This is a genomic window from Stutzerimonas stutzeri, from assembly GCF_000590475.1.
In the GTDB taxonomy this organism is placed as follows: Bacteria; Pseudomonadota; Gammaproteobacteria; order Pseudomonadales; family Pseudomonadaceae; genus Stutzerimonas; species Stutzerimonas stutzeri_D.
Genome location: NZ_CP007441.1, coordinates 141209 through 167026, shown reverse-complemented (window position 1 = coordinate 167026; position 25818 = coordinate 141209). Strand labels below are relative to the sequence as shown.

The window sequence follows — 25818 nt, the reverse complement described above, 5'->3', positions numbered from 1 at the left end:
CCTCAGGGCTTGAGAACGACCTTGATGCAGCCGTCATGCTTGTCGCGGAAGGTCTTGTACATCTCCGGTCCCTGCTCGAGGCTGACGCTGTGGGTGATCACGAAGGACGGATCGATCTCGCCTTCCTGTATCCGTCGCAGCAGATCATCGGTCCAGCGATTGACGTGGGTCTGGCCCATGCGGAAGGTCAGCCCCTTGTTCATCGCCGCGCCGAACGGGATCTTGTCGATCAGGCCGCCATAGACGCCGGGAATGGAGATGATGCCCGCCGGCCGGCAGACATAGATCATCTCGCGCAACACATGAGGACGATCGCTCTCCAGCATCAGCGCCTGCTTGGCGCGGTCGTACATGGAGTCGATCGAGCGTGCGGCGTGTGCCTCCATCCCCACCGAGTCGATGCACTTCTCCGGGCCCTTGCCGCGAGTGAGCTCCTTGAGACGCTCGAGCACGCTTTCTTCGTCGAAATTGATGGTGATAGCGCCACCGGCACGGGCCATGGAAAGGCGCTCGGGCACGTTGTCGATGCAGATGACCTGCTCGGCGCCCATCATGACCGCGCTGCGAATGGCGAACTGACCGACCGGCCCGGCGCCCCACACCGCCACGGTGTCAGTCGGTTGGATGTCACATTGCGCCGCAGCCTGCCAGCCGGTTGGCAGGATGTCGCCGAGAAACAGCACCTGCTCATCGGTCAGGCCGTCAGGGATGACCACCGGGCCGACATCGGCGTAGGGCACGCGGACGTATTCCGCCTGTCCACCTGCGTAGCCGCCCGTGAGATGGGTGTAACCGTAGAGCCCGGCGGTGGTGTGGCCAAAGACCTTGTCGGCCACCTCCTTGTTGCGGTTGGTCCGCTCGCACACCGAGAAATTGCCACGCCGGCACTGATCGCATTCACCGCAGACGATGGTGAAGGGCACCACCACGCGATCACCAACTTTGAGCTTCTTGTTGGCAGAGCCGACTTCCATCACCTCGCCCATGAACTCGTGGCCCATGATGTCGCCGTGTTGCATGCCGGGCATGAAACCGTCGTACAGGTGCAGATCGGAGCCACAGATGGCGCAGGAACTGACCTTGATGATGGCGTCGCGCGGGTCCTCGATGGAGGGGTCTGGAACGTGGTTGTCGCAGCGAATATCGTGCTTGCCGTGCCAGCGAAGGGCTCTCATGGAAAAATCTCCTGGTTCGGTGTTCGGAAACGCCGCCGTGGTGGTTCTTCCTGATTGATTGCCGCTGGGCGGCAGCTGCTCCTGTCCCGGCTGCTGCCATGTGGCAGCTACGACGTGCGTGTTATCACTTTTTTAGTAAGCGCGGCTGCGGCAGAGTTGCCGGAATATGGCCGCGACGGCGCAATCACCGACGGACTGTCGTTATGCGACGCCTCGCACGCTCGCGATCGGCGTGCGGACGAATCGTCTCGACGGTTTGCGGTAGGCGGCGSGAGCCGCTGTGGCGAGCGGCTGTGGCCTTGGTGGGATCAGTTCTTGCCGGGCCGTATGGAGGCGTAGCCGTTGCGATAGCTCGAGTATTGCGGTGTCCAGCCCAGCGCGCGGGCGCGGGCGTTGCTGCAACGCTTGCTACCGGCGCGACGCGTCATGGCCTGCTCGGCCCAATGGGTCACCCCGAGGCGCTCGCGCAGCCAGTCGATGACCTCGTGCAGCGGTGCAGGATCATCGTCGACCCCTAGATAACAGTCCTCCAGATTGCCGCCGTTCAGATCGGTCTGCAGCAGGCAGGCCAGCAGCGCCGCGGCATCGTCACGGTGCACGCGGTTACTGAACTGCGGCGGCTCACGATCGACCCGCAGACCGGCACGCACCTGATTCTGCATCCAGGGACGAGCGGGATCGTAAAGCCCGGCCAGGCGCACCCGCGTCGCCGGAATGCCACAGTCCAGCGCCAGTCGCTCGGCCTCGAGCATGACCTGGCCGGTGTAGCCGGCGGGTTCGGTGGCAGAGGTCTCATCGATCCATTCGCCATCGCACTGGGCATAGACACCGGTGCTGGAGAGAAAGAACAGCCGTTTGGGTCGCTGACCACGTTGCCGCAGCCAGCCGAGCACATTGCGCAAGCCGTCGACATAGGCGGCACGGTATCCCGCTTCATCATGCTGACTGGCCGATGCGGCATATACCAGATAGTCCAGCGCCCCGTTGGGCCAGCTGCGCGGCACCGCGTCGGCCGACAGGTCACCCTTGACCGGCAGGATCGGCACCGGCAGGCCGGCCGCTTGGCGTCGCAAGCCATAGACCGTCCAACCCGCTCGGCTCAGTTGCAACCCAAGACGAATACCGACATCGCCGCAGCCGGCGATCATTACAGAAGGACGAATAGCCATGGCGGTTGCTCCGTAACCGTTGCGGACCCCTCAATCGGCCCGCCTTGCAGAAGTGTACCGCTGCCACATGAAATTTGCCGCTGATCAGCGCCGATGAACGGGTCGCGCATAGTTGGTTCGAAGTCGAGCAAAGGCTATGCTAGCCAGCACCCTGATGGAAACTCACTATGACACTGACCGAACTGCGCTACATCGTCACGCTCGCCCAGGAATCCCACTTCGGCCGCGCCGCCGAACGTTGCCACGTCAGCCAACCCACCTTGTCGGTCGGGGTGAAGAAGCTCGAGGATGAGCTTGGCGTGCTGATTTTCGAGCGGACCAAGAGCGCGGTGCGGCTGACGCCTGTCGGCGAAGGCATCGTGACCCAGGCGCAGAAAGTGCTCGAGCAGGCGCAAAGCATCCGCGAACTGGCCCAGGCGGGTAAGAATCAGCTGGCCGCGCCGCTCAAGGTCGGCGCCATTTACACCGTCGGCCCCTACATGTTTCCGCACCTGATCCCGCAGTTGCATCGCGTGGCGCCGGACATGCCGCTGTATATCGAGGAAAACTTCACCCACATTCTGCGCGACAAGCTGCGCACCGGCGAGCTGGACGCGATCATCATCGCACTGCCGTTCCAGGAAGCCGATGTCCTCACGCTGCCGCTGTACGACGAGCCCTTCTACGTACTGATGCCGGCCGGCCACCCGTGGACGAAGAAGGAAACCATCGACAGCGAGATGCTCAACGACAAGAGCCTGTTGCTGCTCGGCGAAGGTCACTGCTTCCGCGATCAGGTACTCGAAGCCTGCCCTACCACGCGCAAGGGCGAAGCGCCGAGCCATACCACCGTCGAATCTTCATCGCTGGAAACCATCCGCCACATGGTCGCATCCGGCCTCGGCGTATCGATCCTGCCGCTGTCCGCGGTGGACAGTCATCACTACTCAGCTGGCGTGCTGGACATCCGCCCGCTGACGCCACCCGTGCCTTTCCGTACCGTCGCTATTGCCTGGCGCGCCAGCTTCCCGCGCCCAAGAGCCATCGAAGTGTTGGCCGATTCCATCCGCCTGTGTTCGGTTGCGAAACCGCCCGCCGATAAAGCCTGATGCCATGAGCGAGCTGGCTGCGGTACCGGTTACCGCACTCAAGGGCGTCGGCGCGGCGCTGGCCGAAAAGCTCGCCAAAGTCGGCCTGGAAACTCTGCAGGATCTGCTGTTCCATTTGCCGCTGCGCTATCAGGACCGTACTCGCATCGTCCCGATCGGTGCGCTGCGCCCCGGCCAGGATGCGGTGGTCGAAGGCACGGTCACCGGTGCCGATGTGGTCATGGGCCGGCGGCGCAGCCTGCTGGTGCGCCTGCATGACGGCAGCGGCAGCCTCAGCCTGCGCTTCTATCATTTCAGCCAGGCACAGAAAGAAGGGCTCAAGCGCGGCACCCAGCTGCGTTGCTACGGCGAGGCCCGGCCCGGCGCGTCGGGCCTGGAAATCTATCACCCGGAATATCGGGCACTCAGCGACAGCGAAGCGGTTGCCGTGGAGCAGACGCTCACGCCCATCTACCCGACCACCGAAGGGCTGACCCAACAGCGCCTACGCCAACTCACGCAGCAGGCGCTGGCCCGGCTCGGCCCGCACAGCCTGCCCGACTGGCTGCCCGATGAGCTGACCCGTGACTATCGCCTGGCCAAGCTGGACGAGGCCATCCGCTACCTGCACCGACCGCCACCGGACGCTGATCTCGAAGAACTCGCCGAGGGCCGTCATTGGGCCCAGCATCGCCTGGCGTTCGAGGAGCTGCTGACCCACCAGCTTTCGATGCAACGCTTGCGCGAAAGCAGCCGCGCCCAGCACGCGCCGCCACTGCCAGTGGCGCGTGAGCTGCCAAAGCGTTACCTGGAGAATCTCGGTTTCCAGCCCACCGGCGCGCAGCAGCGGGTCGGTGGCGAGATCGCCTACGACCTTGCCCAAGACGAGCCGATGCTGCGTCTGGTGCAGGGTGACGTTGGCGCAGGCAAGACAGTAGTCGCCGCGCTGGCTGCCCTACAGGCACTGGAAGCGGGCTATCAGGTGGCGCTGATGGCGCCGACCGAGATTCTCGCCGAGCAGCACTTCATCACCTTCTGCAAATGGCTCGAACCCCTGGGTATCGAGGTCGCCTGGCTGGCCGGCAAGCTCAAAGGCAAAGCGCGTACGGCGGCGCTGGAGCGCATCGCCGCGGGTTGCCCGATGGTGGTCGGCACCCATGCACTGTTCCAGGAAGAGGTGCAATTCAAGCGCCTCGCCCTGGTGATCATCGACGAACAGCACCGCTTTGGCGTCCAGCAGCGTCTGGCGCTGCGGCGCAAGGGCGTCGATGGCCGGCTCTGCCCGCACCAGTTGATCATGACCGCTACGCCGATCCCGCGGACGCTGGCGATGAGCGCCTATGCCGACCTGGACACCTCGATCCTCGACGAGCTGCCGCCCGGCCGCACGCCGGTGAACACCGTGCTGGTGGCCGACAGCCGCCGCCTGGAAGTCATCGAGCGAGTGCGTTCAGCCTGCAACGAGGGCCGTCAGGCCTATTGGGTCTGCACCTTGATCGAGGAATCCGAAGAGTTGACCTGCCAGGCAGCGGAAACCACCTTTGAAGATCTTTCGGCGGCGCTCGGCGGGCTCAATGTCGGGCTGATCCACGGCCGCATGAAGCCGGCCGAGAAGGCCGCGGTAATGGCCGAATTCAAGGAAGGGCGGCTGCAGCTGCTGGTGGCCACGACGGTGATTGAGGTCGGCGTCGACGTGCCGAATTCCAGCCTGATGATCATCGAGAACCCAGAACGCCTCGGGCTCGCCCAGCTGCACCAGCTGCGCGGCCGGGTCGGCCGTGGCAGTGCGGCCAGCCATTGCGTACTGCTCTATCACCCGCCACTTTCGCAGATCGGCCGCGAACGACTGGGGATCATGCGGGAAACCTGCGATGGCTTCATCATCGCGGAAAAGGATCTGGAGCTGCGCGGCCCCGGTGAAATGCTCGGCACCCGTCAGACCGGCCTGCTGCAGTTCAAGGTCGCCGACCTGATGCGCGATGCCGATCTGCTGCCTGCCGTACGCGACGCGGCTCACGCCTTGCTTGCACACTGGCCCAAGCACGTAAGCCCCTTGCTAGAGCGCTGGCTGCGGCACGGCCAGCAATATGGGCAGGTTTAACGCTCGTCGGTAAATCCAAACCGCACTAATCATGAGGCTATACTGCGCCGCATGGGAATAAGACGGATCACTTGCTCATGAACTCGGCTGTCGACACAACAAAAGAAATCACGCTGGCCCCAATGATTGTTCAGCTGCTGGACAAACTGGCACTGCCTTATCGCACCTGCGAGGACCACTCGGATCTGGACCCCGCCCGTCGCGTACAGGCGGTTCTGGTCGACGATGCCATCGGTGCGCTGTTGGTGCTTTATCCCCGCGATCACCTGCTGGATTTGCCCTCCCTGGTTGAGTTGACCGGGCGCCAGCTGGTCGCTGTCAAACCCGATCGACTCATGCGCATGCTGGCCAAGCACGACCTGAAGGTGTTGCCCGGCTTGCCGCCGCTGACCAGTTCGCCGTGCCTCTATGAAGAGCGGCTACTACAGCAACCGGAGCTGCTGATCGAGTCCGGTCAGCCGGGTCTGCTCCTGGCCCTGTCCAGCAATGATTTCAAGACGCTGCTCAGCAAGGCCAGCGCGGGCCGGTTCGCAGCGCCGCTGAGCCAGATCAAACCCAACCTCGACCGTCCCGAAGAGGATCGCGCCGAAATCAGCCAGGCCGTGCAGAGCTTTACCGCACGACGGATCCAGAAGCGCCTGGAAGAAACCATCGAGATTCCTCCGCTGGCGCAGACGGCGCAGAAGATCATCAAGCTACGCGTCGACCCCGACGCCACGGTGGACGACATTACCGGCGTGGTCGAGACCGATCCTGCGCTGGCCGCGCAGGTGGTCAGCTGGGCCGCCTCGCCGTACTACGCAGCCCCGGGCAAGATCCGTTCGGTGGAGGATGCCATCGTGCGGGTGCTCGGTTTCGATCTGGTGATCAACCTGGCACTGGGTCTGGCGCTGGGCAAATCCCTAAGCCTGCCCAATGATCAACCGCAGCAGGCGACGCCGTACTGGCAACAGTCGATCTACACCGCGGCAGTGATCGAGGGATTGAATCGGGCCATCCCGCGCACTCAGCGCCCGGAGGCGGGGATCAGCTACCTGGCCGGTCTGCTGCACAACTTCGGCTATCTGGTGCTCGCGCATGTGTTTCCGCCGCACTTCTCGCTGATCTGCCGGCACCTGGAGGTCAACCCGCATCTCAGCCACAGCGTGATCGAACAGCATTTGCTGGGCATCACCCGTGAGCAGATTGGCGCCTGGCTGATGCGCTATTGGGGAATGCCGGACGAACTGTCCACGGCGCTGCGCTTTCAGCATGACCCCAACTATCAGGGCGAGCATGCCGGTCACGCCAATCTGGTCTGCCTGGCCGTGCACCTGCTGCGCAACCGCGGTATCGGCTCCGGCCCATACAGCGAAATCCCGCAAGCACTGTTCGATCAACTCGGGCTGAGCCGCGAGAAGGCCAACGACGTAGTGAACAAGGTGCTCGACGCCGAAGCCGCGTTACGTGCCCTGGCGACGCAGATCCAGCCGCAACATTGAAGCCTGGGCGGCGCCTACGGAACCGACCGAGCCCCGCCCTGCACTTCACGACAACTTAGCCGTTTGCGCGGAAGCTCACCCGCGCATCCACCAGTCCCTCACCGACCTGACTGATGCTGACCTCGGCGAGGCTCGCGCCCGCCGCCTGCAGCTCGTCGAACCAGCGCAACAACGTGCCGTAGGGCGCTCCGGGCAAGGTCACCTGCAAGCTGCCGTCATTGCCGAAGTCGAAGCTCTCGATGGTCAAGCCGCTCTGCTGTGCGCTTTGCGTCACCAGCCCCTGTAGTTGCTCGGGTGCCAGTGAAACCGGCTTGCTGCGCGACATCTGCCGGGCCAGTTCGGTGTTCTGCTCCAGATAGGCATGCAGCTCGCGCGTCTGCTGGAAATATGCTTGGGCATCACGCACCCGCTGCTGCGCCGGCTGCCAGAGCAACAGGTAGAACAGCACCACCAGCAGGAACGCCCCAAGCAGGGTCACCGACAGGCGCTCGCGGGGCTGCAGGCGCTGCCAGCGCAACCACAGCGGAGATTCGGCCAGACGTACGCGCATCTGTTGTTTCAGGTTCATCCTCGGCCTCCAATCACCACGCGCGCGCTGACGGCATCGCCATCACGACTGGCCGAGCCCAACTGGACGCTTTCGCCGGTCTGGCCCAGGCGTTGACGCAACTGTTCCAGCGCCGCGAAGTCGCTGGCGCGCACCTGCAAGGCAAGGTCGCCGCGGGCCTGGTTGTAGTCCAGCTGACTGATCGACACCGGAAAGCCCTCGGCTATGGCCTGCGCCACCTCGTCCAGCAAGCGCATGAAGCCCGTCGAGGTGCCGGCACTCTGGCCGATGTGCTCGTCGAACTGCGCACGCAGGTTGACGATGCGCCGATCCTCCGGAAACAGCTCGCTGTAAAGCGCGTGGCTGGCTTCGGCGTAACGTTCCGCCTGGCGCTCCAATGACCAGGCCTGGGCCAGATTGAAGATCAGTTGCACGGCCAGCACCAGCGCGAGCACCAGCAATACTGGTTTCCATTGACCCAGCCCGCTGCCGGCGGCCTGCACGGCGAAGTCACCCTGAGCCAGATTCAGCGCGGCCGCGCGTCCCGAGGCAAGAAAGCGATAGGGATCATCCAGCTGCTGATAGTCATCGAGCGACTCGGGCGACTCGTCGGAGGTGCCATGCCCATGACGAGGCGTCGGGCACTGCGCGGCCAGATGCGGCCACTGATTGCTGTCGAAGGCGAGCCGGGCTTCCGGAGCGCCTCCCAACAGCGCGCGCCCGTCGATGAATAGCAGTTGGGTGCCGTCGCGGGGCAGCAGATCAGCATCGACATGGATGGCGACGATGGTCAGCCCCAGCGCCTGCAAATCCGCCAGCCAATCGGCCAGCAACTGTCGACGAATCGCGATGACCCGCCGACGGCCATCGTCCAGCGCGTCACCGTGGGTCAGGTGTAGATCGTCGACGTTTTCGGCCAACAGCTCTTCGACTGCATAGGCCAGTGCCTGGCTGATCCAGCGCGCCTTACGGGTCGGCAGATTGACCGCAAAGGCGCTGCAGACCTCGGCGGGCAACACCAGCGTCACGGCGGCCGACGCCTGCTCGGCACAGCTGGCCAACGGCATCCAGCCCCCTTCGCCCTCCCCCGGCAGCCAGTAAACCTGGGCGTCGGCGCCAAGCCGGGTGCAGCAATCGGCAGGCAGAAACAGGCAGTCCATCGGCTATCGCTCTCCGTTGTTGGTTTGACGGAGCAACCGTGGTGGTTGCCCCAGGTTTCGCTGGAGGACACGAATATCGCCGTTATCCTCGCGCCGCAACCGGCTTACCAGCGCCAGCCGGCGATCAGCCAGGCGCACCTCGCTGGTGGCTTGAAACAACTGGCTCGTCACCGCCACGCTGGTGCCTTCCAATTTGACACCGCCAAGCGCCGGTTGCGCCATGAAGCTCGCAACATCGCGAAAACCACTGGACTGGCGTGCCTGCACCAGCGCTTCGGCAGCGCTCGGGCTGAGGCTGTCGGCGAGGCTCGACAGCACCATGGCGCTGGCCGTGTTGACGTTCAGCGGGGTATCTGCCGGTAGTGCGCTGACGTAGGGCGCCAAGCGCTGGAAATCCTCGTCGCGCATGTCGAGCAGCAAGCGCAGCTCGGAAATGTCTTCGAGACGCCGTCCCGCGGTGCGGTAGGGCGGATCGAGCAGCAGATAGGCATTGTCTTCGGCGCCCAGTTCACCACTGGGCTGTTGATCGCTGTCCAGCCAATCAAGCAGGCGCTCGGCGTAGGGTTCGCTGATCTGCAGGCGCAGCAGCAGCCGACGAAACTGCGCCAGCGCCGCGGCGTTGGGCTGCTGTTCCTGCACCAGGCTATTGAGATTGAAGCGCCCGGTCAGATCTTCGATGCGGACCTGAACCTGACCTTGGCCTTCGTCGAGGTCGTAGGCCGGCTGCGGCAAAGCCCAGGGCTCGAGCAGATGATCGATGGCGGGCACTTCGGTGCCGTTGCCCGACGCCTGCAGATCGCGGCGCAGGATCGACCGCGCCAAGGCTTCACCGCCCAGGGCGTAGTGCCAGGCCTGGCGCGCCTGCATCTGGTTGGCGGTGCCGCGAATCGACAGCTGCTGACGGGCAATCATGCCGGCGCAGACCACGGTGACGATGGCCACAACCAGCAACACGGTAATCAGCGCGACGCCGCGCTGGGGCTTCATTGCATCTCTCCTTCGCCATCGGGCTCCGGCACGCCCTGTGAGTCAGGCTGAATGAACTGCGGCGCTGGCGTGGGGCCGTCGGGCAGGCGCAGCAGCCGGGTAATGGTGCCGTAACGTTGATGGTCGAACGACACCTCGACAGCGACTGGCAACCGCCGCGCCTGCTCGTCAGGGTTTCCACGGCCGAAGTCAAAGGGGGGCCATTCCTCATGCCAGGCGTTCTCCGCATCGAGGTAGCGCAGGCGCAGCTCGGTCACACCTTCGAGCACTCGCTGCACCCGTGGCTCGCTGTCCACATCGCGATCGAGGACGACCCAGTAGAGCCGTTCCAGGTTTTCACCGGCGAGGCGCCAGCGCACCCGCTGCAGATTGGATCGTCGCATCCCGGTGGGGTTACGCCAGCCGCTGCGGGTCAGCTCCAGGGAAGCGCCGCCTTCGGCGCTCGACAGCTGACCGATGACGGCGTTCTGCTCATCGCCATAACCGTCGCGCACCGGCCGCGGCACGGCCTGAACCAGGTCCTGTTCGAAACGCCACACTGCCCGACCGAGCTGGCGCAGCTCGGTTTCCTGAGCGCGCACCACCTCGTCGCTGCGCAACACCGCTTCGAGCATGCGGTAAGTCGCCAGCCCCAACAGCGCGAACAGGGCGATGGCGATCAGCAACTCCAGCAAGGTAAAGCCCGCCACGGCACGGCGCATCAGCCCTCGGCTGCTCATGGATCGACTCCGACGAAGCCAGTCAGGCTGGTAACGGCGCGCTGTTCGATAGAACCCGAATCGCTGCGGCGCGGCTCGACGGCCGCCACCCAGACGCGGATGCGCAGCAGGCCCGGCGTGCCGCTGGTCTCCACCTCACTGAGCGTTTGCCATTGGCGGCCGCCGAATTCCAGTTCCTGGTCCTCGCGACCGATGCTCGGTGCCGGCTGCTGCAATTGCAGTTCGGTGAGGCGGTTATCGGCGATCCAGCCGGCTAGCGTCAGTGCTTCCAGCCGCCCGGCATTGTTCACGCTGCGCCCGGCGGCGGTCAGCACCACCGCGGCGACGATGGCGAAAATTGCCAGCGCCACCATCACTTCCAGCAAGGTGAAACCGCGCGAGCGCAGCGGGATGCGGCTCATCGGCGCGCGTCCTGCGGTTCGGCACGGGGCATGCGAAAGCCATCACTGGAAACGACCCAGCCGGTGCCGCCCGGTCGTTGATCGGAGAAGGTCAGGGTAAAGGGCGAAAGCTCGCCGCTGGACAGGATCAACAGTTGCGGCTGCACGCGAGGCGCGCGCCGGCGCTCGCGGTCGCCCTCCTTCGCGAGCCCGATGGGGTCGTCCTCGCGCTTGACCGGCGCCACCAGCTTCAAGGGTGAGCCATCGAGTTCCAGCTCCAGCTGTATCCACTCCGGCGCTATATGCGCCTTGTCGTCTCCGGCATCGCGCCAACGCGCTTCAGCCTCGTCATAGTGCATTACCCGATAGCCATCACGGCTGAACAGCAGGCCGTACTCGCGGCTGTCGAGTACGGCCTCGTCGGCCATCAGGCCGATCAGCGTGGCCAGTCGCTGCGCTTCGTCGCGGACCTCACGCGAAGAGCTGGTACTGCCGATCGACAACATCGCCAAGCCCACCAGACTGCCGAGGATGACGATCACCACCAGCAGCTCGATCAGCGTGAAGCCGCCGTTCCGGCGCGCCCGGCGCATCGATCAAAGGTCCCAGCTACCGATATCCGTGTTCAGCTCAGAACCGCCCTGCTTGCCATCGGCACCGTAGGAGTACAGATCGAATTGGCCCTGGGTGCCCGGCGACAGGTACTGATATTCGTTGCCCCAGGGATCCTTGGGTACGCGCTTGAGGTAGCCGTCGCGATTCCAGTTCTTCGGCTGTGGATTGCCACCGGGCTTTTCCACCAGCGCATCCAGACCCTGCTGAGTGCTGGGATAGGAATAGTTGTCCAGCTTGTACATGTCGAGGGCGGCACTGATCGCCTTGATATCGCCCTTGGCCACGGTCACCTTGGCCTGGTCCGGGCGGTTCATCACCTGCGGCACCACCAGCGCGGCGAGGATCCCGAGGATCACCACCACCACCATGATTTCAATGAGGGTGAAGCCCCTCTGTCTGCGGTCGTTCAACGTCATGCTCACTAGCCCACCAGTTGATTGAGAGAAAGGATCGGCAGCAGGATCGCCAGGACGATCACCAATACCACACCCCCCATGAACACCAGCATGAAGGGCTCGAAAAGACCGACCAGCAACGAGATCTGTGCGGCCAGGTCGTTTTCCTGATTGCGCGCAGTGCGGGCGAGCATCTGGTCGAGCTCGCCGGATTTCTCGCCGCTGGCGATCATGTGCAGCATCATCGGCGGGAACTCGCCGGTGGCATCCAGTGCCCGGGTCAGGCTGCCGCCTTCGCGCACCCGCTGCGCCGCCTCGATGACCTTGTCGCGAATACGCAGGTTGGCGATCACCGCCGCGGCGATGCCCAGGGCGTCGACCAGCGGCACGCCGCTGCGGGTGAGGATCGCCAGCGTCGAGGCAAAACGCGCGGTGTTGGTCGCCCGTGCCAGCCGTCCAACCAGTGGAATGCGCAGAATGAACGCATGCCAGCGGCGCTTGATCGTCTCGTCGCGCAGCGCCTGACGCATACCAAAGCCAACGACGACGATCCCCACGAACATCAGCCAGCCCCAGCGCTGCACCGCCTCGCTGACCGCAATCAGACCAGTGGTCAGCACCGGCAATGCCTGGCCGGTGTTGACGAATACCTTGACCACATCCGGCACCACGTAGCCCAGCAGCAACACCACGATCGCAAGCGAGGCCACCAGCAGGATCACCGGATACAGCAGCGCCAGTTGAATCTTCTGCCGCGATTGCTGGCGCTGGTCGGTGTAATCGGCCAGCTGATCGAGTACCAGGCCGAGATGACCGGCATGCTCGCCCGCCGCGACGGTGGCGCGATACAATTCCGGAAACGCAGACGGGTACTCGCGCAGCGATCCCGCCAGGCTATGCCCCTCCATCACCCGTGCGCGCACCGCCAGCAACATTGACTTGATCTTCTGCGAGGTCGATTGCGCCGCCGTGGCGCGCAGAGCCTCCTCGATGGGAAGCGCGGCCTGGACCAATGTGGCGAGCTGGCGGGTCACCAGCGCCAGATCGCGAGCCGAGAGGCCGCGACCGAAGGCGAAGCCGCCCCCGCCGCTGTCTTCCTTGGCTTTAGCTTGTTTGACTTCCAGCGGCGACCATTGTTTCTCGCGCAACAGCTGCCGCGCCTGCCTCGCGCTGTCCGCCTCGATCAGGCCTTTCTGCTCGCGACCGCGCGGGTCGAGCGCGACATATTCAAACGCGGCCATCAGCGCGACCCCACAGCGCAGGCAAGCCATGCCTGAGCGAGAACGCCATCATGGGGCGTAGGTGCTTGGGCCTTCCGCTCATGGCGAGGTGGAACGCTCGCAAAGGCGCGCTCGACCACGATCATGTCGGTGAAATACAACGAGCCCTTCACCGTTATTCCTCCCGCGTCACGCGCAGCACTTCTTCGATAGTGGTCACGCCTTCTCGCACCTTGCGCAGGCCATCCTCGCGAATGCTAGGCCCCAGACGACGTGCGTGACGGACCATGTCCTGCTCGGCTGCACGGGTATGGATCATGCTGCGCAGGGTGTCGTCGAACATCACCAACTCGTAGATGCCGGTCCGCCCACGGTAGCCCAGCTGCCGACAGACGTCACAACCCTCGGCGTGGTACAGCGTCGGCGCCTGGCTCGGGTCCAGGCCGAACAGCGCGCATTCGGCCTCGTCGGCGACATAGGCGCGTTTGCAGTCATTACACAGCACTCGCACGAGGCGTTGGGCCAGCACGCCGAGCAGCGACGAGGAAATCAGGAACGGCTCGACTCCCATGTCCACCAAGCGTGTCACCGCCCCGATGGCGCTGTTGGTGTGCAGGGTTGAGAGTACCAAGTGACCGGTGAGCGAGGCCTGCACGGCCATGTCGGCGGTTTCCTGGTCACGGATCTCACCCACCATCACCACGTCCGGGTCCTGGCGCAGGATCGCGCGCAGCCCACGGGCGAAGGTCATGTCGACCTTGGTGTTGACTTGGGTCTGGCCAATACCTTCGAGGTTGTATTCGATGGGGTCTTCGACGGTGAGGATGTTGCGCGAGCGGTCGTTGAGCGTGACCAGGCTGGCGTAGAGCGTGGTGGTCTTACCCGAACCGGTGGGGCCGGTGACGAGAATGATCCCGTGCGGCTTCTGCACCGCCTGCTCCATCACCTTCCGATCACGGTCGCTCATCCCCAGATGGCGCAAGGTCAGGCGCCCGGCCTGCTTGTCCAGCAGACGCAGCACAACACGCTCGCCATTGGCCGAAGGCAGCGTCGAGACGCGGATGTCCACCTCACGACCGCCGACCCGCAGGGAAATCCGGCCGTCCTGGGGGATGCGCTTCTCGGCGATGTCCAGCCGCGCCATGACCTTGATCCGCGACACCAGCAGCGCGGCCAATTCGCGCTTGGGCTGCACCACTTCGCGGAGAATACCGTCGATGCGAAAGCGGATCACCAGGCGCTTCTCGAAGGTCTCGACGTGGATATCCGAAGCGTTTTCCTTGATCGCTTCGCCGAGGATGGCGTTGATCAGGCGGATGATCGGCGCATCGTCCTCCTGCTCAAGCAAATCTTCGGTTTCCTGAATCTGGTCGGCCAGGCTGTGCAGGTCCATCTCGTCGCCCAGCCCCTCGACCATCAGCATCGCCGCCGAGGAGTCGTGCTGGTAAGCCGCGCTTAGTGCCTGTTCGAATTCCTCCTGCGCCAGCCATTGCATCGCCAGCGGGCCACCCGCGATGCGCTGCGCCTCTTGCAAGGCAGTCAACGGGGCGCCCTCGCGTGCGCACAAACGCACGCCGTCCGGGCGTTCCAGCAGGATCACCCCATGGCGCCGGGCGAAGGCGAAAGGCAACCGCCGCTGAGCCGGCTCGTCCAGCAGAGTGGTTATTTCGTTCACGTCCAGTTCGGCCATGCTGAAGTTTCCCCGCTAAAAGCTATGAGCATGTCGCCCTTGAGCCAGTGCGACGAACCGCTTTGGACTACAAGGAACACATGACATTGCAATCTCTGGCGCTTTTTTCGTCACCGTTTACGACCCGGTCGGCAAACCGGCACCCAAGGTCGAATATAGCCAAGGCTGCGAGCGGATACCGCATCTATGGCCGGCCATTCATGATTGCGCCATACATAATCCGTTATGGAACCTTAGACGAAGGTCGAATCCAATACGGACGCTGCCTGCAGCGATACAAAGCAACCTAACGGTCACCTTTTGAACGGAGCGGTACGATGGCGTTCTGATTAAAACGGTTGTTTGATTCGTCCAGCCCTTGCAGAATGCCGCGCCGCAACGGTCTCAACCAGCAGTGCAGGGGCCCGTCAGCCGATTTACACCCGACCACCATCCGCAGTGGCCGGGCGAAAAGTACCACCAGCAGCTCAATAGCCGGCCTACCGTGCACCGCCGCTGGTTACGATCAAGCAGGAGAACAAGAACAATGCACATTGGCGTTCCTCTCGAAACCAGGCCCGGTGAAACGCGCGTTGCCGCGACACCGGAAACCATTAAGAAGCTGATCGGCCAAGGGCATCAGGTCACTGTGCAGAGCGGTGCAGGCGTACAAGCCAGCATCCCGGACAGTGCCTTTGAAGCGGCAGGCGCAACCATCGCCGATGCCGCTGCGGCGTTCGCAGCAGAGATCCTGCTGAAGGTGAACGCACCGAGCGAAACCGAACTGGCGCAGATGCAGTCAGGCACGGTCTTGGTCGGCATGCTCAATCCCTTCGACAACGAAAACATTGCACGCATGGCCGAACGCGGCATCACCGCCTTCGCCCTGGAAGCCGCACCGCGCACCTCTCGCGCGCAGAGCCTCGACGTGCTGTCCTCGCAAGCCAACATCGCCGGCTACAAGTCGGTGATGGTCGCCGCCAATCAGTATCCGCGCTTCATGCCGATGTTGATGACCGCCGCCGGTACGGTGAAAGCCGCACGCGTGCTGATCCTCGGTGCCGGAGTCGCAGGACTACAAGCGATTGCCACGGCCAAACGCCTGGGCGCGGTCATCGAGGCCTCCGACGTGCGTCCGGCGGTGAAAGAGCAGATTGAATCGCTCGGCGCGAAGTTCGTCGACGTCCCGTGCGAGACCGATGAAGAGCGTGAATGCGCCGAAGGCGTCGGCGGTTACGCTCGGCCGATGCCCGCATCCTGGATGGCTCGCCAGGCCCAGGCGGTGCACGAGCGCGCCAAGCAGGCCGACATCATCATCACCACCGCACTGATTCCGGGCCGCAAGGCGCCGACGCTGCTGCAGGAAGAAACCGTGCAGCAGATGAAGCCCGGCTCGGTGGTGATCGACCTCGCCGCCTCCCAGGGCGGTAACTGTCCATTGACCGAAGCCGATCAGGTGGTGGTCAAGCACGGCGTGACCCTGGTTGGCTACACCAACCTGGCGACCCTCGTGCCGGCGGATGCTTCGGCGCTATACGCACGCAACCTGCTGGACTTCCTCAAGCTGGTGATCGATGGCGAAGCCCGGTTCCAGCTCAATCTTGAAGACGACATCGTCGCCGCGTGCCTGATGTGCCGCGACGGCCAGGTCGTGCGCACCAACGGTTAAGGGAGCCCGAAAAAATGGACCTGATATCTGATGGCATCTACAACCTGATCATCTTCGTGCTGGCGATCTACGTCGGCTACCACGTGGTCTGGAACGTCACCCCCGCGCTGCACACGCCGCTGATGGCGGTCACCAACGCGATTTCGGCGATCGTTATCGTCGGCGCCATGCTCGCCGCCGCCCTGACCGTTACCCCGATGGGCAAGCTGATGGGCACGCTGGCGGTGACCCTGGCTGCAGTCAATGTGTTTGGTGGCTTCCTGGTGACCCGTCGCATGCTGGAAATGTTCAAGAAGAAGGAGCGCGCTTCTGTTGCAGGCAGCGCCAAGGCGGAGTCCAAGCCATGAGCATGAACCTCATCACCCTGCTCTACCTCATCGCTTCGGTGAGCTTCATCCAGGCCTTGAAAGGCCTGTCGCACCCGACCACCTCACGCCGCGGCAACCTGTTCGGCATGATCGGCATGGGCATCGCCGTGGTCACCACGGTATTCCTGGTGTTCAAGCTCGGCGCGCAGCTGGTCGAGAGCGCCAGCCCCTGGAGCGGCCTGGGCTTCATCGTCCTCGGTCTGTTGATCGGTGGCAGCGTCGGCACGCTGATGGCCAAGCGCGTCGAGATGACCAAGATGCCCGAGCTGGTCGCCTTCATGCACAGCATGATCGGCCTGGCCGCAGTGTTTATCGCCATCGCCGCGGTGCTGGAGCCGCAGTCGCTGGGCATCGTCCAGGCCATCGGTTATCCGATCCCTGCCGGTAATCGCCTGGAACTGTTCCTCGGTGCAGCCATCGGCGCCATCACCTTCTCCGGTTCGGTGATTGCGTTCGGCAAGCTGTCGGGCAAATACAAGTTTCGCCTGTTCCAGGGCGCGCCGGTGTCGTTCCCCAACCAGCACAAGATCAACCTCGCCGTTGGCGTGGCGATTCTGGTGCTGGGTCTGATCTACACCTTCAGCGGCAACTTCACCGCGTTCATGATTCTGGTGGCGCTGGCCTTCGTCATCGGCGTGCTGATCATCATCCCCATCGGCGGAGCCGACATGCCGGTGGTGGTCTCGATGCTCAACAGCTATTCGGGCTGGGCCGCGGCCGGCATCGGCTTTTCGCTGAACAACTCGATGCTGATCATCGCCGGTTCGCTGGTGGGTTCGAGCGGCGCGATCCTCTCCTACATCATGTGCAAGGCGATGAACCGCTCGTTCTTCAACGTCATCCTCGGTGGATTTGGTGGCGACGCCGATGCCGGCCCGGCGACAGGAAGCAAGGAGCAGCGCCCGGTGAAATCCGGTTCCAGCGATGACGCTGCCTTCCTGCTGTCGAACGCCGATACCGTGATCATCGTCCCCGGCTATGGCTTGGCGGTGGCCCGCGCTCAGCATGCGCTGAACGAGCTGGCGGAAAAGCTGACGCACATGGGCGTGACCGTGAAGTACGCGATCCACCCGGTCGCAGGGCGGATGCCCGGCCACATGAACGTGCTGCTGGCCGAGGCCGAGGTGCCGTACGAGCAGGTCTTCGAGATGGAAGACATCAACTCCGAGTTCGGCCAGGCCGACGTGGTGCTGGTGCTCGGCGCCAACGACGTGGTCAACCCGGCGGCGAAGAACGATCCCAAGTCGCCCATCGCCGGCATGCCGATCCTCGAGGCTTACAAAGCCAAGACGGTTATCGTCAACAAGCGCTCCATGGCCAGCGGCTATGCGGGCCTGGATAACGAACTGTTCTACATGGATAAGACCATGATGGTCTTCGGCGACGCCAAGAAGGTCGTCGAGGACATAGTCAAGGCTGTGGAATAAGCGACACTTGCGACACCAGAACCCCTCCCGGCTTTGCCGCGAGGGGTTTTGTTTGTTCTGGCCTTCTGGCTGATCAGAATCCGAAAACCTTGGTCAAGTGCGCCTCGTAACGCTGAACGTCGGCTTCGATCGACGGCTGTTTCATCACGTCGACGCTCAAAAAGGTCGGCAACCCTGTCATCCCCAAGAATTCGTTGGCCTTGTGAAACGGGAAGTAGACGGCATCGACGCCCTTGCCTTCGAAGAAGTCGCTTGGATCGTCAAAGGCCTGCTGCGGCGCGTTCCATGTCGCCGAGATCATGTACTGCTTGCCCTGCAACAGGCCGCCACTGCCGTACTTCTGCGACGCATCGGAACGCGTGCGTCCGTCATTGGCGTAGAGGCTGCCGTGGCCCTCGGTGAATACCTCGTCGAGGTATTTCTTTACGATCCAGGGCGCGCCCATCCACCAACCTGGCATCTGATAGATGACTACATCTGCCCAGAGAAACTTGGCGACTTCTTCGGCGAGGTCGTAGCCAGCATCAATCTGGGTCTCCTGTACATCGAAACCGGCACGGTCGAGAACTCTCAGTGCGGTTTCATGCAACGTGGTGTTGTAGCGGCCGTCGGAATGGGCGAACTGTTTAGCACCGTTGAGGAGCAGCACTTTTTTCATGAGATCGTATCCAGCAAAAAAGAATGGCAAGCAGCCTAACGATTCCAGTTGAGATGAAACAGAGCGCATTCAGCAAAAGCGATTTGACTGAACGTCACGAATTGGCGATTCGTTCATGCCTTAGGCTAGGTCATCACACCCTGGAGCAGACTCATGAATGACCGCTGTACCTTCATCCTTCATGCCCATACCCGACCGGCAAAATCCGCTGAGTTCGAGGCCCTGTTCAAGCGCTACGTTGCCACGAGCCGGGCCGAGGAGGGCTGCCTCGAATATCACATGCTGCGCGACGCCCACGATCCTGCTCTGTTCATCTTCTTCGAGGCCTGGCAGTCACCAAAGGCTCTGGCGGCGCACAATGCCCTGCCGCACATGCGCAAATTCCATGAGCAACGTATGGATTTCCTCACCCGCGATTTCGAGGTTCGCCCGATCGAAATGCTCAGCGCCTCATCCGCCAAGCGTTGAGTCGGGCCAAACAGTTTCGTCAGCGAAACATCAGTACAGTTGATCACCACCCACAACTGAACCGGCACAATTCACAGCCCCTGTGACTGTTGCGTAACAGCGCAGCACGCGACCCTATCTAGCCATAACCCATCCCCGCGAACCGGCGGGAAGGAGAAGGCAGATGGAACGCGTACTGCCCCGCACGCTCAGGCTCGGCACTGGCTCGCTATCGCTGCGTCGACTGGCTGAACTGCTGCATCTGTGGCGCCGACGGGCTCGCACCCGACGCCAGCTGGCAGCGCTGGATGACCATCATCTGTCGGACATCGGCATCAGCCGCAGCGACCGCATGGCGGAGCTGGAGAAGCCATTCTGGCGCTGACATCGTTCTTTCCAGGAGAGATCGTGCGTCCTAAGCTGAACGGCATTACCTGTTCAAGGGTCAAAGCCGCTATCGGTGGGAAGCCGCGTCTAGCCTGGAGAAGTTTATGAACAAGTATGTGTTGTCCGCTGCCGTCGCTGCCTGTCTGTTCGCGGGAACCGCCTCGGCCGGAAGTATCACCGGGACCGTCGATGCCATCGGCGCCTCGCTGGTCAATAGCGTCGAAGGCACCTCTGACGTCACCTCGAACCTCGGCGACGACAAGCTGGTGCTCGACGCCCGCGACGATGCGGCCCGCTTCGTTGCCAGCAATGGCGAAACGCGTGGAGCTCAGCTAGAGGCCGCGCTGGGCCATATCCGCAGCCAGGCACCAGAGCTGAGTGCCAGCGATCTGGAACTGGCCAGCGCCATCCTGGCGCTCTGACCGCGCCATCACACCCGGGCCGCGGCGCTGGCCGTCACGCCGGCGTTTCGCTAGCCTATGCGGCTGTTTTTAGGCACCGGGATCCGCATGCGTTCGTTCTACCTTGTATTGGCCGGCTGTGCTCTCTGTGGCACTGCGCAGGCATTCGACAGCACTATTGCCGGCACCGTCGCCTCCAGCTATGTGGCCAGCCAGGTGACCAGCGCCCCATTCGATAACAAACTCATCCTCGACTCGCGCGATGACGCGGCCCGCTTCGTCGCCAGCCATGGCGAGGTGCGCGGCGCGCGGCTTGAAGCGGCATTGCGCTGGCTGCACGCGCATCAGCCACGGCTGGCTGCGAGCGACCTGGAACTGGCCGAAGCGATCCTCATCCAATAGCCACCCGCACTCACGAGAACCGATATGAAACTGAAGCTGCTTGCCGCGCCCCTCGCATTGACTCTGCTCACCAGTGGCGCCCAGGCCCAAACGCTGGTCGCCACCAGCAACATCGTGATCAATGCGGTGGACCGCAGCATCAACTTCACCTCGGACGTCACCAGCCGCATCAGCGACATGAAGGTCGTCAGCGAAGCCCGTGACGAAGCCGCCGGTTTCGTCGCCAGTGCAGGTGAAATTCGCGGTGCACGCCTGGAAGCCGCTTTCGGCGGGCTGCGCAGCGCATTCCCGGAAGCCCGGCACGCCAGCGATCAGGCCTTGGCCGAACTCATTCTCGCGCAGTGAGATCAGCTCGCGCCTGGCTGGCCTGCGTTGCGCTCACAGCGCTCACCAATCTGTGTCACGCCGATCTTCGCCTGACGCTGGATGACGACGAGCTGAAACCGGCCGAACGCGCAGCCAGCCAGCAATTGCTCGATGAAGCCACGGCGGCGTTGCCGCCCAGGTTGATCGAACGGCTCGATCGCGAGGTGCGTGTGCGTTGGCACGGCGGCCTGACGCACCAGGTATACGGCAGCGCGGGGGGCGATCTGTTGCTGCTCAACCGGCGCCTGCTGCCCTCGCTGACCGACGGTTCCGCCGCCACGCAGCGCACCGACCGTCCCCATGGCACCGTTCGCCGCGAACTGTTGGCGACGCTGATTCACGAAATCGCGCACCTCTATGATCGGGCTCGCCTCTGGTCGCCCGAACGCCACACGCAATTGGCCTTCTGCACCCAACGTGCCGCCAGTCTCGGCCTGGTCGGGTTGCCGGACCGCTGCCGCGGGCAAACCGAACGCCGCTTCACCCTCAGCGATGATCCACGTCTGCTCGACCTCGCCGGCTGGCCCCAACGTGTTGGCCAGCACGGCGAACGCGAGCGGAAAAACGCCCAGATTGCGCGCAGCCCCGACGCCTACGAGCTGACCAATCCGCTGGAGTTCGTCGCGGTGAATCTGGAGTACTTCCTGCTCGACCCCAGCTACGCCTGCCGACGGCCTTCATTGCATCGCTATTTTCGCGAGCATTTCGGCTGGCAACCGGCCAATGTGCAGGCGTGTGACGGCGGCCTGCCAATCCTCAATGCCGGGCACGATTTCGCGCGAACGCCCTTGATCAAGCTCGATCCGGAGCGGGTCTACGAAGTCGATTACCTGTTTGCCGAAGCCAACGATGCCTGGGTCAGCCGCTGGGGCCACAGCATGCTGCGCCTGGTCATCTGCGCCCCCGGACGCCCACGTGGGCCGGATTGTCGGCTGGATCTCGACCATCATCTGGTGCTGTCTTTCCGCGCCTTCGTCGGTGACGTGCAACTGTCCAGCTGGGACGGTCTAACGGGCGTCTATCCGTCACGCCTGTTCGTCCTGCCGCTGGGCCAGGTGATCGACGAATACACCAAGGTGGAACTACGCAGCCTCGCCTCGATCCCGCTCAAGCTGCACCGCGACGAAATCGACAGTCTGGTCGAGCGCAGCGCCGAGATGCACTGGAGCTACGACGGCGATTATTACTTCCTGTCCAATAACTGCGCGGTAGAAACCCTCAAGTTGCTACGCAGCGGCACCGCCCGGCCGGAACTCACCGCGCTGGACAGCATCCTGCCCAGCGGGTTGCTGGAAGTCCTGATCAATCGCGGCCTGGCCGACGCCAGCGTGCTCGACGATCCGCGCGAGGCGTTGCGCCTGGGCTACCGCTTCGACTCCTATCGCGACCGCTACCAAGCGATGTTCGCCGTGCTTCGCGAGCGCCTCGGATTGCCGCAGGAAGATGTAGAGCAATGGCTGGCGCTCACTGCCGAGCAACGTCGCCCGTGGATCGCGAAGGCTGATTTGCGCGCCAGCGCGGCGCTGCTGCTGGTCGAACAGGCCGCACTGCGCAAACATCTGCTACTGGCTCAGGAGGAGCTCAAGAAGCGCTACCTGGGCGGCCGCGAGCGTGGCGATACAAGCCTGGCCAAGGCCGATGAAACCCTGCAGGGCATTCTCGCCAACAGCGGCTATCTGAGCCAGCCGGCGCAGCTGCTCGATGGCAGCGGCTATGGCCTGCCGCAGGCCAGCGAGTGGCAGCGACTGGAGCAGCAAAGCAGCCAGCGCCAGGCGCGGCTCATGCAGCTCACCGAGACGCTGAACGAAGAAGTCCGCTTGTTGTTGCACGAGGAGCGTCGCGTGGAGCTGGAGAGCGTAGAGGCCAACCTGACGCAGATCCGCGACCACTTGCGGCGCCTGTACAAAGCCAGCGGCGGCATGCAATTGCCCTGACAACGTTGGTGAGGCGCTCAGACGCTGTGGGTTCTGCACGTCTGAATGTGTGTCCACACCACTTTTCTCGGGACGAAAAAAAACCTCGAACTTCGTTGGGGGAGGGGGAAGTTCGAGGTCCAAATCCGGACCGCTAGGGCGAGGTCCAGAGATCTGCCAACACTTAACACAACAAGGAGCATCGAAGGGCTTTCACACCCTTCGTAGCCTCAGACAGGCCCTTTGCTCCGGAAGTTCATCGCCGCCTGAAAAAAACTTCAGCGTCACCCTATCGAATCGAGGCCGATTCGTTACGCAGCGGAAGACTCACGCGAATCAATGCGCCTCGTCCCAGTTGTTGCCGACACCGGCCTCGACCAACAGCGGCACGTCCAGTTCGGCAGCCTGGCTCATCAGCGGGCAGATCTGCGCGCGTACCTGCTCGACCAGATCTTCACGGACCTCGACCACCAATTCGTCATGCACCTGCAGGATCACCCGGGCATCCAGCCCGCTCTGCTGCAGCCAGTTGTCGACGCTGATCATGGCGCGCTTGATGATGTCCGCCGCGGTCCCCTGCATCGGTGCATTGATCGCGGTGCGTTCGGCGCCCTTGCGCATGGCGCCGTTCTTCGAGTTGATTTCGGGTAGATACAGCCGGCGGCCGAACAGGGTCTCGACATAGCCCTGCTCGGCCGCCTGGGCGCGGGTGCGCTCCATATAGGCGAGCACCCCGGGGTAGCGCGCAAAGTAACGGTCGATGTAGGCCTGCGCCTCGCCGCGGGAGACGTCGATCTGCTTGGCCAGGCCGAAGGCGCTCATGCCGTAGATCAGGCCGAAGTTGATCGCCTTGGCGCTGCGCCGCTGATCATTGCTGACCTGGTCCAGCTCGACGCCGAACACTTCGGCCGCGGTGGCGCGATGCACGTCCAGGTCGTTCTGGAAGGCGTAGAGCAAGCCTTCATCCTGGGCCAGGTGGGCCATGATGCGCAGTTCGATCTGTGAGTAGTCGGCGGCCAGCAATTTGTAGCCGGGCGCAGCAATGAACGCCTGGCGGATGCGCCGACCCTCGGCGGTGCGGATTGGGATGTTCTGCAGGTTCGGGTCTGATGAAGACAGTCGCCCAGTCGCTGCCACTGCCTGGTGATAGCTGGTGTGGATGCGGCCGGTGCGGGGATTGATCTGCAGCGGCAGCTTGTCGGTGTAGGTGCCCTTGAGCTTGCTAAGAGAGCGATGCTGCATGATCACCTTGGGTAACGGGTAATCCTTTTCGGCGAGGTCAGCGAGCACACTTTCGGCAGTGGACGGTTGGCCGCCGGCGGTCTTCGACAGCACCGGGCAACCGAGCTTGTCATAGAGAATCGCGCAGAGCTGCTTGGGTGAGCCGAGGTTGAACTCTTCACCAGCGATGTCATAGGCCTCCCGCTCCAGATCGACGAGCTTGTTGCCAATCTCGACGCTCTGCAGCCCCAGCAGATTGGCATCGACCAGAGCCCCGTTGCGCTCGATGCGCGCCAGCACCGGCACCAGCGGCATCTCGATCTCGTTGAGCACCTTGAGCAACGACGGCGTGGCCTCCAGCTTACGCATCAAGGTCTGGTGCAGGCGCAAGGTGACGTCGGCATCCTCGGCGGCATAGGGCCCGGCCTGCTCGATGGCGATCTGATCGAAGGTCAGTTGCTTGGCGCCCTTGCCGGCAATGTCTTCGAAACGGATGGTGCCGCGGCCCAAATATTTCAGCGCCAGGCTGTCCATGTCGTGCCGAGTCGCGGTGGCATCGAGCACGTAGGATTCGAGCATGGTGTCGAAACACATGCCGCGTATCTCCACGCCGTAATGCATTAGCACGTTCATGTCGTACTTGCCGTGCTGGCAGATCTTCAGCTTTTCCGGATCCTCCAGCAGCGGCTTGAGCGCGGCAAGCACCGTATCGCGATCGAGTTGCTGCGGCACGCCCATGTAGCTGTGGCAAAGCGGCACGTAGGCGGCTTCGCCCGCCTCGATGGCGAAGGAGAGCCCGACCAGCTGCGCCTTCTGCGCGTCGAGGCTGGTGGTCTCGGTGTCGAAGGCGAAGCAGTCAGCAACCTGCAGGCGTGCCAACCAACCGTCGAACTCGGCCTGATCGAGCACCGTGCTGTAGCGGGCCTCGGCCTGGATCGAACAGTCCTCCGGCTGCACCTCGCAGTTCTCGCCGGCGGCCTTGGCTTCGCGTAGCAGCTCGTCGAGCCAGTTCTTGAATTCCAGCTCACGGTACAGCGCGATCAACGCCTCGCGATGGGGCTCGCCCGGCATCAGATCGGCGACCTGCACATCCAGCGGAACGTCGATCTTGATGGTTGCCAGCTCATACGACATGAAGGCCGCCGTGCGATGCTCCTCGAGTTTGGCCGCCAGCGACTTGGCGCCGCGGATCGGCAGATCGCAGACCTTTTCGAGATTCTCGTAGAGCCCCTTGATACCACCCGGAATGCCGTTGAGCAGGCCACAGGCGGTCTTCTCGCCGACCCCGGGGACGCCGGGGATGTTGTCGACCTTGTCGCCCATCAGCGCGAGGAAATCGATGATCAGTTCCGGACCGACACCGAACTTGGTCTTCACCCCCTCGATGTCGTAGACGCTGCCGGTCATGGTGTTAACCAGGGTGACGTGCGGGCAGACCAGCTGCGCCATGTCCTTATCGCCAGTGGAGATGATCACGTCGCGCTTGAGTGCTGCGCATTGGCGCGCCAGGGTGCCGATCACGTCATCGGCTTCCACGCCATCGACGCACAGCAACGGCATGCCCAGCGCACGCACGCTGGCATGCAATGGCTCGACCTGACTGCGCAGGTCATCCGGCATCGGCGGGCGATGGGACTTGTACTCGGCGAACAGCGTGTCGCGGAAGGTCGGTCCCTTGGCATCGAAGACCACCGCGAACGGGCTGTCCGGGTATTGCCGGCGCAGCGCCAGCAGCATGTTCAGCACGCCCTTCACCGCCCCGGTGGGCTTGCCGGTGGAGGTGGTCAACGGAGGCAGGGCGTGAAAGGCGCGATAGAGGTAGGACGAACCGTCCACCAGAACGAGGGGCGCTTGGCTCATGAGCAGGATCAACC

Annotated in this window: 25 protein-coding genes; 12 read left to right on the top strand and 13 right to left on the bottom strand. The window is 63.4% G+C overall.

Annotated features, from left to right (window positions below):
* Positions 1–2: 2 nt before the first annotated feature.
* Both CH92_RS00780 and CH92_RS00775 read right to left on the bottom strand, forming a co-directional pair.
* Positions 3–1175: a zinc-dependent alcohol dehydrogenase gene (locus CH92_RS00780; protein WP_025239897.1), complete on the bottom strand. Its 1173-nt coding sequence runs from the start codon at positions 1173–1175 to the stop codon at positions 3–5.
* 308 nt (positions 1176–1483) lie between these two features.
* Complete coding sequence (locus tag CH92_RS00775) at positions 1484–2344, bottom strand: NAD-dependent epimerase/dehydratase family protein (RefSeq protein WP_025239896.1); 861 nt, start codon at positions 2342–2344, stop codon at positions 1484–1486.
* Positions 2345–2511: 167 nt separating this feature from the next.
* On the opposite strand from CH92_RS00775, the gene CH92_RS00770 reads away from it, so the two are divergent.
* The 3 genes from CH92_RS00770 (at position 2512) to CH92_RS00760 (ending at position 6993) form a co-directional block, all read left to right on the top strand.
* Complete coding sequence (locus CH92_RS00770; RefSeq protein WP_025239895.1) at positions 2512–3432, top strand: hydrogen peroxide-inducible genes activator; 921 nt, start codon at positions 2512–2514, stop codon at positions 3430–3432.
* 4 nt (positions 3433–3436) lie between these two features.
* The gene (gene recG / locus CH92_RS00765) at positions 3437–5512 is read left to right on the top strand and encodes an ATP-dependent DNA helicase RecG (protein ID WP_025239894.1); all 2076 of its coding nucleotides are present in this window, start codon (positions 3437–3439) and stop codon (positions 5510–5512) included.
* 77 nt (positions 5513–5589) lie between these two features.
* Complete coding sequence (locus CH92_RS00760) at positions 5590–6993, top strand: aminoacyl-tRNA deacylase and HDOD domain-containing protein (RefSeq protein ID WP_025239893.1); 1404 nt, start codon at positions 5590–5592, stop codon at positions 6991–6993.
* Between the two features lie 55 nt (positions 6994–7048).
* On the opposite strand, the gene CH92_RS00755 is transcribed toward CH92_RS00760, so the two are convergent.
* From CH92_RS00755 to gspE, 9 genes are all read right to left on the bottom strand, one after another.
* On the bottom strand, positions 7049–7561 hold the full coding sequence (locus CH92_RS00755; RefSeq protein WP_025239892.1) for a type II secretion system protein M: 513 nt from the start codon (positions 7559–7561) through the stop codon (positions 7049–7051).
* Positions 7558–8700, bottom strand: a complete 1143-nt coding sequence (gene gspL, locus CH92_RS00750) for a type II secretion system protein GspL (protein WP_025239891.1) — start codon at positions 8698–8700, stop codon at positions 7558–7560. Before gspL ends, CH92_RS00755 begins: the two co-directional genes overlap by 4 nt.
* A 3-nt stretch (positions 8701–8703) precedes the next feature.
* Positions 8704–9687, bottom strand: coding sequence for a type II secretion system minor pseudopilin GspK (gene gspK / locus CH92_RS00745; protein WP_025239890.1), 984 nt, complete (start codon positions 9685–9687; stop codon positions 8704–8706).
* Entirely contained in the window at positions 9684–10406 is a 723-nt protein-coding gene (gene gspJ, locus CH92_RS00740) for a type II secretion system minor pseudopilin GspJ (protein ID WP_025239889.1), read from the bottom strand. Before gspJ ends, gspK begins: the two co-directional genes overlap by 4 nt.
* Positions 10403–10807, bottom strand: coding sequence for a type II secretion system minor pseudopilin GspI (gspI, locus tag CH92_RS00735; RefSeq protein ID WP_025239888.1), 405 nt, complete (start codon positions 10805–10807; stop codon positions 10403–10405). Before gspI ends, gspJ begins: the two co-directional genes overlap by 4 nt.
* A complete protein-coding gene (gene gspH / locus CH92_RS00730; protein WP_025239887.1) occupies positions 10804–11379 on the bottom strand; it encodes a type II secretion system minor pseudopilin GspH in 576 nt (191 codons plus the stop codon). Before gspH ends, gspI begins: the two co-directional genes overlap by 4 nt.
* A gap of 3 nt (positions 11380–11382) precedes the next feature.
* Positions 11383–11817: a type II secretion system major pseudopilin GspG gene (gene gspG / locus CH92_RS00725; protein ID WP_038623225.1), complete on the bottom strand. Its 435-nt coding sequence runs from the start codon at positions 11815–11817 to the stop codon at positions 11383–11385.
* Positions 11818–11822: 5 nt separating this feature from the next.
* Positions 11823–13037 (bottom strand): GspF family T2SS innner membrane protein variant XcpS, encoded by a 1215-nt coding sequence (gene xcpS, locus CH92_RS00720; protein WP_025239885.1) that lies wholly within the window; start codon positions 13035–13037, stop codon positions 11823–11825.
* 154 nt (positions 13038–13191) lie between these two features.
* Entirely contained in the window at positions 13192–14706 is a 1515-nt protein-coding gene (gene gspE, locus CH92_RS00715) for a type II secretion system ATPase GspE (RefSeq protein ID WP_025239884.1), read from the bottom strand.
* 526 nt (positions 14707–15232) lie between these two features.
* On the opposite strand from gspE, the gene CH92_RS00710 reads away from it, so the two are divergent.
* Genes CH92_RS00710 through CH92_RS00700 form a run of 3 tightly spaced genes read left to right on the top strand, consistent with a single transcriptional unit; the run spans position 15233 to position 18149 of the window.
* Positions 15233–16354 (top strand): Re/Si-specific NAD(P)(+) transhydrogenase subunit alpha, encoded by a 1122-nt coding sequence (locus CH92_RS00710; protein ID WP_025239883.1) that lies wholly within the window; start codon positions 15233–15235, stop codon positions 16352–16354.
* 14 nt (positions 16355–16368) lie between these two features.
* Complete coding sequence (locus CH92_RS00705) at positions 16369–16701, top strand: NAD(P) transhydrogenase subunit alpha (RefSeq protein WP_025239882.1); 333 nt, start codon at positions 16369–16371, stop codon at positions 16699–16701.
* Positions 16698–18149, top strand: coding sequence for an NAD(P)(+) transhydrogenase (Re/Si-specific) subunit beta (locus tag CH92_RS00700; RefSeq protein ID WP_025239881.1), 1452 nt, complete (start codon positions 16698–16700; stop codon positions 18147–18149). The genes CH92_RS00705 and CH92_RS00700 overlap by 4 nt, the downstream gene beginning before the upstream one ends.
* A gap of 73 nt (positions 18150–18222) precedes the next feature.
* Here the strand turns inward: CH92_RS00700 and CH92_RS00695 are convergent, their stop codons facing one another.
* Entirely contained in the window at positions 18223–18807 is a 585-nt protein-coding gene (locus CH92_RS00695) for an NAD(P)H-dependent oxidoreductase (RefSeq protein WP_025239880.1), read from the bottom strand.
* Positions 18808–18960: 153 nt separating this feature from the next.
* On the opposite strand from CH92_RS00695, the gene CH92_RS00690 reads away from it, so the two are divergent.
* The 6 genes from CH92_RS00690 (at position 18961) to CH92_RS00665 (ending at position 22744) form a co-directional block, all read left to right on the top strand.
* On the top strand, positions 18961–19275 hold the full coding sequence (locus CH92_RS00690) for a putative quinol monooxygenase (protein ID WP_025239879.1): 315 nt from the start codon (positions 18961–18963) through the stop codon (positions 19273–19275).
* Between the two features lie 163 nt (positions 19276–19438).
* Complete coding sequence (locus CH92_RS00685; protein WP_025239878.1) at positions 19439–19639, top strand: DUF1127 domain-containing protein; 201 nt, start codon at positions 19439–19441, stop codon at positions 19637–19639.
* Between the two features lie 106 nt (positions 19640–19745).
* Positions 19746–20063, top strand: coding sequence for a DUF2388 domain-containing protein (locus CH92_RS00680; RefSeq protein ID WP_025239877.1), 318 nt, complete (start codon positions 19746–19748; stop codon positions 20061–20063).
* A gap of 87 nt (positions 20064–20150) precedes the next feature.
* Positions 20151–20444, top strand: coding sequence for a DUF2388 domain-containing protein (locus CH92_RS00675; RefSeq protein WP_025239876.1), 294 nt, complete (start codon positions 20151–20153; stop codon positions 20442–20444).
* A gap of 24 nt (positions 20445–20468) precedes the next feature.
* The gene (locus CH92_RS00670) at positions 20469–20789 is read left to right on the top strand and encodes a DUF2388 domain-containing protein (RefSeq protein WP_025239875.1); all 321 of its coding nucleotides are present in this window, start codon (positions 20469–20471) and stop codon (positions 20787–20789) included.
* Complete coding sequence (locus CH92_RS00665; RefSeq protein WP_025239874.1) at positions 20786–22744, top strand: DUF4105 domain-containing protein; 1959 nt, start codon at positions 20786–20788, stop codon at positions 22742–22744. Before CH92_RS00670 ends, CH92_RS00665 begins: the two co-directional genes overlap by 4 nt.
* 315 nt (positions 22745–23059) lie before the next feature.
* Here CH92_RS00665 and polA read toward each other — a convergent pair whose 3' ends face one another.
* Positions 23060–25804, bottom strand: a complete 2745-nt coding sequence (polA, locus tag CH92_RS00660; RefSeq protein WP_025239873.1) for a DNA polymerase I — start codon at positions 25802–25804, stop codon at positions 23060–23062.
* Positions 25805–25818: the final 14 nt, after the last annotated feature.